Origin of the sequence: Micromonospora sp. KC723 (assembly GCF_004348595.1) — a bacterium.
GTDB lineage: Bacteria > Actinomycetota > Actinomycetes > Mycobacteriales > Micromonosporaceae > Micromonospora.
The window spans coordinates 1-8,402 of the sequence record NZ_SMKD01000188.1 but is presented as its reverse complement, the minus strand read 5'-3'; the positions used below and the strand labels follow the sequence as shown (position 1 = coordinate 8,402).

The window sequence follows — 8,402 nt, the reverse complement described above, 5'->3', positions numbered from 1 at the left end:
CACCCCGTCCGTTCGGCCGCCCACCTCATGATCCACTCTGGTGGCGGCAAGGAGTGTTGCCCCGGTCGGCGGCACCACCACCTGCGGCGAACAGGGTCGGCGCGGCCCGGCGGCAGGGTCAGGCCAGGTCCAGGGAGCGGGCGGCGGCCAGGGGGTCGTTGGCGATCGTCACCGGGGCCGGGGCGGTGGAGATGGCCCACTCGGGATCCTTCAGCCCGTGGCCGGTGACCGTGCAGACGATCGTGGAGCCCGCCGGAACCCGGCCCGCCGCGGCCTGCTGGAGCAGACCCGCGACGCTGGCCGCGCTGCCCAACTCGACGAAGACCCCCACCTCACGGGCAAGCAGCCGGTACGCCGACAGGATCTCCCGGTCGGTGACCGCGGCGATCAACCCCTGCGACGCGTCCCGGGCGTCGATCGCCTTCGTCCAGCTCGCCGGGTTGCCGATCCGGATCGCGGTGGCGATCGTGGACGGCTCCGGCACCACCTGGCCGGTCACGATCGGGGCCGCCCCGGCGGCCTGGAAGCCGTACATCCTCGGGGCCCTGCTGGCGTTACCCGCCGCCAGGTCCTCCTGGTAGCCCATCCAGTAGGCGGAGACGTTGCCGGCGTTGCCGACCGGCAGGCAGTGGATGTCGGGGGCGTCACCGAGCGCCTCGACGATCTCGAACGCGGCGGTCTTCTGCCCGTGCAGCCGGTCGATGTTGACCGAGTTGACCAGGGCCACCGGGTAGTCCTGGGCGAGCTTCGCGGCCAGCGAGAGGCAGTCGTCGAAGTTGCCCTGGACCTGGAGCAGCCGGGCGCCGTGCACCAGCGCCTGGGCCAGCTTGCCCAGCGCGATCTTGCCCTGCGGCACCAGCACGGCGCAGGTGATCCCGGCGCGGGCCGCGTACGCCGCGGCGGAGGCGCTGGTGTTGCCGGTGGAGGCACAGATGATCGCCTTGTCGCCGGCCTCGACCGCCTTGGAGACCGCCACCGTCATGCCGCGGTCCTTGAAGGAACCGGTCGGGTTCGCCCCCTCCACCTTCAGGTGGACGTCGCAGCCGAGCCGGGCGGAGAGCACCGGAGCGGGCAGCAGCGGGGTGTTCCCCTCGTGCAGGGTGACGACCGGGGTCGCGTCGGTGACCGGCAACCGGTCCCGGTACGTCTCGATCAGACCCCGCCACATGTCGCTCTCCTCGCCTCTGCCGCCCCGCTCGGAGTCGGGGCCCTTCCAGGGTGGCCCAGCCTTCCGGACCGCCACACACCACACCCACCCCTAACCATCAGGCGAGACGCCGCGTCACGCCCCGCCCTCGACGCGCAGCACGCTGGCCACCGACCGGACGATCTCCAGCCCGCGCAGCTCCCGCACGGTCGCCGCGAGGGCGGCGTCCGGCGCGACGTGGGTGACGATGACCAGTTCGGCTTCGGAGCCCCGACCGGCCGGGCCACCACCGGCCGGACCCTGCCGCACGGTGGCGATGGAGACCTCGTGCCGGGCGAACACCCCGGCCACCGACTCCAGCACGCCCGGCCGGTCGGCCACGTCCAGGCTGATGTGGTAGCGGGTGAGTGCCTCCCCCATCGGCCGCACCGACAGGTCGGCGTACGCGGACTCGCTGGCCGCCCGCGCCCCGGCGAGCCGGTTGCGGGCCACCGCCACCACGTCGCCGAGCACCGCGCTGGCCGTCGGCGCGCCGCCCGCGCCCCGGCCGTAGAACATCAGCTGCCCGGCCGCCTCGGCTTCGACGAAGACCGCGTTGAACGCGTCGCCGACGCTGGCCAGCGGATGGGTCAGCGGGATCATCGCCGGGTGCACCCGGACGCTGACCGTCTCGCGGCCGGCGGCGTCCACGCCCCGGGCCGCGATGCAGAGCAGTTTGATCGTGCAGCCCATCGCCTTGGCGCTGGCCACGTCGGCGGCGGTCACCTCGGTGATGCCCTCGCGGTGCACGTCGGCGGCGGTGACCCGGGTGTGGAAGGCCAGCGAGGCGAGGATGGCGGCCTTGGCCGCGGCGTCGAAGCCCTCCACGTCGGCCGTCGGGTCCGCCTCGGCGTACCCCAGCTCGGTCGCCTCCTCCAGCGCCTCGGCGAAGCCGGCGCCGGTGGCGTCCATGGCGGAGAGGATGAAGTTGGTGGTGCCGTTGACGATCCCGGTGACCCGGTTGATCCGGTCCCCGTGCAGCGACTCGCGCAGCGGGCGCAGCAGCGGGATCGCCCCCGCCACGGCGGCCTCGTAGTAGAGGTCGGCGCCGCCCTCGGCGGCCGCGTCGTGCAGTGTCGCCCCGTCCTCGGCGAGCAGCGCCTTGTTGGCGGTGACCACGCTCTTGCCGGCCCGCAGCGCCTCCACCAGCCAGCTCCGGGCCGGCTCGATGCCGCCGACCACCTCGACCACCACGTCCACGTCGTCGCGCTTGATCAGCCCGAGCGGGTCGGTGGTGAACAGCGCCGGGTCGACCGGCAGGTTGCCGCGATCCCGTCCGACCCGGCGTACGGCGATGCCGGCGATCTCCAGCGGCGCGCCGATCCGGGCGGCGAGGTCGGTCGCCTGCTCGTGCAGCAACCGGACCACCTCACCGCCGACGGTCCCGCAACCGAGCAGCGCCAAACGCACAGGTGACGTCATCCCACATCCAAAGCGAGCAGGTCCTCTTCGGTTTCCCGTCGAACGATCAGCCGGGCCCGGCCGTCACGCACCGCGACCACCGGGGGACGGGGCACGTGGTTGTAGTTGCTGGCCATGCTCCGGCAGTACGCACCTGTGCCGGGCACCGCGACAAGATCTCCGGGCTGCACGTCGGCGGGCAGGAATTCATCCTTCACCACGATGTCCCCGGACTCACAATGCTTTCCCACCACGCGGGCGAGCAGCGGCGGCGCCGCGGAGGCCCGACCGGCCAGGGTGGCCGAGTACGACGCGTCGTAGAGCGCGGTGCGGATGTTGTCGCTCATCCCGCCGTCCACGCTGACGTAGCAACGACGTCCGGCGGCGGCGTCACCACCGGCGCCCAGCAGCACGGACTTGACCGTGCCGACCTCGTACAGGGTGAACACCGCCGGCCCGACGACGGCCCGGCCGGGCTCGATCGACAGGTGCGGCACGGCCAGCCGCTCACTGTCGCACTCCGACTCCACGATCTTGCGGAGCCGCTTGGCGAGATCCTGCGGGGCCGCCGGGTCGTCCTGGGTGGTGTACGCGATGCCGAAGCCGCCACCGAGGTCCAACTCGGGCAGCTCCACCCCGCGCGCGTCGCGGATCTGCGCCTGCAGGGCGAGCACCCGGCGGGCGGAGACCTCGAAGCCGCTGGCGTCGAAGATCTGCGAGCCGATGTGCGAGTGCAGGCCGCGCAGCTCCAGCACACCCTCGTCGAGCACCCGGAAGACCGCCTCGGCCGCCGCCCCGCCGGCCAGCGAGAAGCCGAACTTCTGGTCCTCGTGCGCGGTGGCGATGAACTCGTGGGTGTGCGCCTCGACCCCGACGGTGACCCGGATCATCACCCTCGGCCGGACGCCCCGCTGGCGGGCCAGCGCGGTGAGCCGGTCGATCTCGGTGAACGAGTCGAGGATGATCCGCCCCACCCCGGCGTCCAGCGCCCGGGTCAGCTCGGCCACCGACTTGTTGTTGCCGTGGAAGCCGATCCGCTCCGCCGGCATCCCCGCCGACAGCGCGGTCGCCAGCTCACCGCCGGTGCAGACGTCGAGGTGCAGCCCCTCCTCGGCGATCATGCGGACCACCGCGCGGCACAGGAACGCCTTGCCGGCGTAGTAGACGTCCTCGGTGGGGAACGCGGCGCGGAAGTCGCGGCAGCGCGAGCGGAGGTCGTCCTCGTCCAGCACGTACACCGGGGTGCCGAACTCGGCGGCGAGGTCACGGACCGACAGGCCGGCGAGGGCGAGCGCGCCGTCCGCCGCCCGGGAGACGTTGCGCGGCCACAGCTGCGGCACCAGGGCGTTGACGTCGGCGGGGGTACGCAGCCACGCCGGCCCCCGCTGGCCGAGATCGCCGTGCAGGGCGCCGGCCTCGTGCGCGCGCATCAGCGGGCTCCGCTTCGCGACTGCGGGGCTCGCAAGCTCACTCCTCGCGCTCGCATAGGCGAGTCTCCGCTTCGCGACTGCGGGGCTCGCAAGCTCACTCCTCGCGCTCGCATAGGCGAGTCTCCGCTTCGCGACTGCGGGGCTCGCAAGCTCACTCCTCGCGCTCGCATGTCACATCCTCTCCGGGGCGGAGACGCCGAGCAGCCGCAGGCCGTTGGCGATCACCACCCGGGTCGCGTCGTTGAGCCAGAGCCGGGCCCGGTGCACGTCGCTGACCTCCTCGTCACCCTTCGGCGTGACCCGGCAGTTGTCGTAGAACCGGTGGTACGCCCCGGCCAGGTCCTCCAGGTAGCGGGCGACCCGGTGCGGCTCCCGCAGCTCGGCGGCGGCGGCGACCACGGCGGGGAACTCGGCGAGCGCCTTGAGCAGCTCGTTCTCCTTGTCGTGGTCGAGCAGGTCGGGGCGGAACGCGTCGGCGTCGCCCCGGGTCAGCCCGAGCTCGGCGGCCTGGCGGCTCACCCCGGCCGTCCGGGCGGCGACGTACTGCACGTAGTAGACCGGGTTGTCGCGGGTGGCCCGGGTCCACAGCTCCACGTCGATGTCGATCGGGGAGTCGCTGGAGTAGCGGGCCAACGCGTAGCGGGCGGCGTCCACGCCGATCGCGTCGACCAGATCCTCCAGGGTGACCACGGTGCCGGCCCGCTTGCTCATCCGCACCGGAACCCCGTCCCGGACCAGGTTGACCAGCTGGCCGATGAGGATCTCCAGGTTGTGTTCCGGGTCGTCGCCGAAGCAGGCCGCCATCGCCTTCATCCGGCCGATGTAGCCGTGGTGGTCGGCCCCCAACATGATCACGACCCGCTCGAAGCCGCGCTCGCGCTTGTCGAGGTAGTAGGCGCAGTCGGCGGCGAAGTAGGTCCACTCGCCGTTGGACTTGCGCAGCACCCGGTCCTTGTCGTCGCCGAAGTCGGTGGTGCGCAGCCAGGTCGCGCCGTCGGCCTCGAAGATGTGGCCCTGCTCCCGCAGGCGGCGCAGGGCGAGCTCCAGCTCACCCCGGTCGTGCAGGTCCTTCTCGTTGAAGTAGGTGTCGAACTCGACGCCGAACCCGGCCAGCGAGGACTTGATCTCGGCGAACATCAGCGCGACGCCCTCGACCCGGAAGACCTCCTGGGCCGAGGCGTCGTCCAGGTCCCGTACGTCCGGCCGGACCCGCCGCACCGCCTCGGCGATCTCGGCGATGTACGCCCCGCCGTAGCCGTCCTCGGGGGCCGGCTCGCCCCTGGCGGCGGCCAGCAGCGACCGGGCGAACCGGTCGATCTGGGCGCCGGCGTCGTTGAAGTAGTACTCCGTGCCCACCTGGGCGCCGGTGGCCCGCAGCAGCCGACTCAGGGCGTCGCCGACGGCCGCCCAGCGGACCCCGCCGATGTGCACCGGGCCGGTCGGGTTGGCCGAGACGAACTCCAGGTTGATCTTCTGGCCGGCGAGCCGGTCGCTGCGGCCGTACTCCTCGCCAGCCTCCACGATCACCCGGGCGAGCTGGCCGGCTGCGGCGGCGTCGAGCCGGATGTTCAGGAAGCCGGGGCCGGCGATCTCGACAGACTTCACCCCGGCCGCCCGGCCGAGCTGCTCGGCCAGCGCGGTGGCCAGCTCCCGCGGCGGCAGGCCCACCTTCTTGCTCAGCTGTAACGCGAGCGTCGAGGCGTAGTCTCCGTGCTCCGGGTTGCGCGGTCGCTCGACCGTCGTCGCCGCCGGGAGCACGGCCGGGTCCAGCCCTCGCTCGGTGAAGACGGCATGGGCTGCGGTGAGGACGACCTGGGCGAGTTCTGCGGGAGTCACCGAACCATGCTAGCGGGGGTAGACTCGGGCACCGCGGCGGCGACCCAACATCTGCACCCGGCCCGCCAGATCCCCTGACCGACCGACCTGACGAGGCACGATGAGCATCAGCACCCCGGGCGGCCCGGAGCGCCGCCCGACCGTGGTCAGCACCGGCAAGAAGCCGGCGGCCGGCCGGCCCGCGGCCGGCGCCAAGCCCGGGGCGGGCAAGTCGGCCACCCCCCGGCAGACCTCCGGCGGCAAGGGCCCCCGCAAGCCCGTGACGCCGGTGAAGGTGAGCCAGGGTCGCGCCTGGGGCCCGATCGCGCTCTTCGTCGCCGTCGGCGTGCTCGCCGCGGGGATCATCGGCTACGGGGCGTGGGCCGTCTTCCAGGGCTCCAAGCCGTGGGAGAAGCGGGCCGCCGAGATCGACGGCATCGTCGACTACCGGGCGAAGGACGAGAAACTGGTGCAGGGCGGCCAGCACCAGGCGGGCACCATCAAGTACGACATCAACCCGCCGGTGGCCGGCCCGCACAACGGGGCCTGGCAGAACTGCATGGGTGACGTCTACGACGCCCCGATCGCCAACGAGCACGCGGTGCACAGCCTGGAGCACGGCGCGGTCTGGATCACGTACCGTCCCGACCTGCCGGCCGACCAGGTGGCGAAGCTCCGGGCCCGGGTCCAGGGCGTGGAGAAGACGATGCTCAGCCCGTTCGAGGGCCTGGACAAGCCGATCTCGCTCCAGGCCTGGGGCTACCAGCTCAAGGTCGACAACGCCGACGACAGCCGGATCGACGAGTTCATCAAGACGCTGCGGGTGAACGCCTCCATCGAGGGGCCGACGGCGCTGTGCAACCAGGGCATCACGGCCACCGGCACCACCCCGCGCGACGCCGGCGCCTCGACGCAGGGGTGACCGACGATGACCGCTCCCACGACGACGACGGACAGCGACGTGGCCGAGACCCCGGTGACGGTGGCCGGTGACCGGGGGCCCGCGCGCCGCTTCGGCATCCTGGCGGTGGCCGCCGCCGTCGTGGTCGGTCTCCTTCTCGGGTACGCGGGCGGCCTGTTGACCCCGAGGCTCACCCGCCCGGGCGACACCTCCGCCGAGGCGGGGTTCGCCCGGGACATGACCACCCACCACGCGCAGGCGGTGGAGATGGGGCTGATCGCCTTCCAGCGGGGCCAGGACCCGGAGGTGCGCCAGATCGGCGGCGACATCGCCAGCGGCCAGCAGGGCGAGATCGGCACCATGCAGACCTGGCTGCGCTCCTGGGGGCTGGATCCGACCGGCTCCGAGCCGCCGATGGCCTGGATGCCGGACGGTCGGGCCAGCGTGCGCAACGGGCTGATGCCCGGTATGGCCACCCCGGAGCAGATGGCGAAGCTACGCGCCGCCGAGGGCCGGGAGTTGGACGTGCTCTTCCTCCAGCTGATGAGAGATCACCACCTGGGTGGCATCCACATGATCCAGGGGATCCTGGACGCCGGCGGCGACGAGGACGTGCTCCGGGTCGCCCAGACGATGAAGAACACCCAGCAGACCGACCTGATCAACCTGCAGAACGCGCTCAAGCGTCTGGGCGGCTGACCGACTGCCGCTTCGAGGCCCGCGTACCGCTCCGGCGGCACGCGGGCCTCCGCTTTGTCGTACGCGGCGCAGCCGGGCTGGTGCCGCCGCTGGCCCGGAGGACCACCCCATCCTGCCCGGTTTGCGACTTATACACCATCTGTCACGAGGTGCGGGTTGAGATACTTTTCTACCTACATATCGTGACCAGTCGCGATTCGGGCTCGTTGCGCAGGACGTGGGGGTTGCACTGAGAGACGCGCGGCGTTCGGTGACCAGTTGGTGCCGACGCCACACCATCGGCGGTGACGGAGCGGTGGCAGCCGTCCGTCGCGGACACCGGCAGGGCGAGCCCGGAACGCTCAGCCGCGAACAGGAACTCGAACTGATCGACGCCCTGCGGGGGGTCCATCCCGACGAGTTCGGGCTGGACGAGGAGCTGTGGACGAGGCAGAGCCTCACCGCACTGATCCAGCGCCAGTTCGCGCTGGCGATGGATCCCGGCACGGTCGGGGCGTACCTGCGGGCCTGGGGACTGGGCCCACGGGAGCCGCGCGAGCGGGCCTGCGGGCTCTGCGTGGGCGCGGTCGAGCGCTGGGTACGCAGCGAGTACCCGGCGATCACCCGGGCCGCCCAGGAGCACGCCGCCGAGGTCTACTGGATCGGCCGGGTACGCCTGCGCGGCACCATGCCGGCCGCGGACGTGATCTCCGCGGTGTCGTCGCGGGGCCGGGTGCGGTTCATGGTGACCACGCCGAGCGTGGACCCGCCGCTCCCCCGCGAGTTCGTGCTGCGCCTCAGCGGCGTCGAGGAGCGGACCGTGCACCTGATCGTCGACGGTTCGTGGCCGAAGAACGAGTGGCCGCGCCGCCTGCCCCGCCGCATCGCCCTGCACCCCCTGCCCAGTTGCGGCCGTACCCTCCTGGCCGCCTGATCCCACATCCGCCGCCACCCATGTTCGTTCCGAGGCACGGGCGGGACTGGTCGGGCG

General features: G+C 72.5%; 7 protein-coding genes. 3 read left to right on the top strand and 4 right to left on the bottom strand.

What is annotated here, in order from left to right:
- Positions 1-118: 118 nt before the first annotated feature.
- The 4 genes from thrC to argS all read right to left on the bottom strand — a co-directional run bounded on the left by thrC (position 119) and on the right by argS (position 5,853).
- Entirely contained in the window at positions 119-1,168 is a 1,050-nt protein-coding gene (thrC, locus tag E1165_RS26440) for a threonine synthase (RefSeq protein WP_132394442.1), read from the bottom strand.
- A gap of 114 nt (positions 1,169-1,282) precedes the next feature.
- Positions 1,283-2,596 (bottom strand): homoserine dehydrogenase, encoded by a 1,314-nt coding sequence (locus E1165_RS26435; RefSeq protein WP_207917046.1) that lies wholly within the window; start codon positions 2,594-2,596, stop codon positions 1,283-1,285.
- 8 nt (positions 2,597-2,604) lie between these two features.
- Positions 2,605-4,017, bottom strand: coding sequence for a diaminopimelate decarboxylase (gene lysA / locus E1165_RS26430; protein WP_132394440.1), 1,413 nt, complete (start codon positions 4,015-4,017; stop codon positions 2,605-2,607).
- Positions 4,018-4,188: 171 nt separating this feature from the next.
- The gene (gene argS / locus E1165_RS26425; protein ID WP_132394439.1) at positions 4,189-5,853 is read right to left on the bottom strand and encodes an arginine--tRNA ligase; all 1,665 of its coding nucleotides are present in this window, start codon (positions 5,851-5,853) and stop codon (positions 4,189-4,191) included.
- A 100-nt stretch (positions 5,854-5,953) separates the two neighbouring features.
- Between argS and E1165_RS26420 the strand changes: the two genes are divergently transcribed.
- The 3 genes from E1165_RS26420 to E1165_RS26410 all read left to right on the top strand — a co-directional run bounded on the left by E1165_RS26420 (position 5,954) and on the right by E1165_RS26410 (position 8,345).
- Positions 5,954-6,754 (top strand): DUF3105 domain-containing protein, encoded by an 801-nt coding sequence (locus tag E1165_RS26420; protein ID WP_132394438.1) that lies wholly within the window; start codon positions 5,954-5,956, stop codon positions 6,752-6,754.
- Positions 6,755-6,760: 6 nt separating this feature from the next.
- A complete protein-coding gene (locus E1165_RS26415) occupies positions 6,761-7,432 on the top strand; it encodes a DUF305 domain-containing protein (RefSeq protein WP_132394437.1) in 672 nt (223 codons plus the stop codon).
- A gap of 217 nt (positions 7,433-7,649) precedes the next feature.
- Positions 7,650-8,345: a winged helix-turn-helix domain-containing protein gene (locus E1165_RS26410; protein WP_132394436.1), complete on the top strand. Its 696-nt coding sequence runs from the start codon at positions 7,650-7,652 to the stop codon at positions 8,343-8,345.
- Positions 8,346-8,402 lie beyond the last annotated feature (57 nt).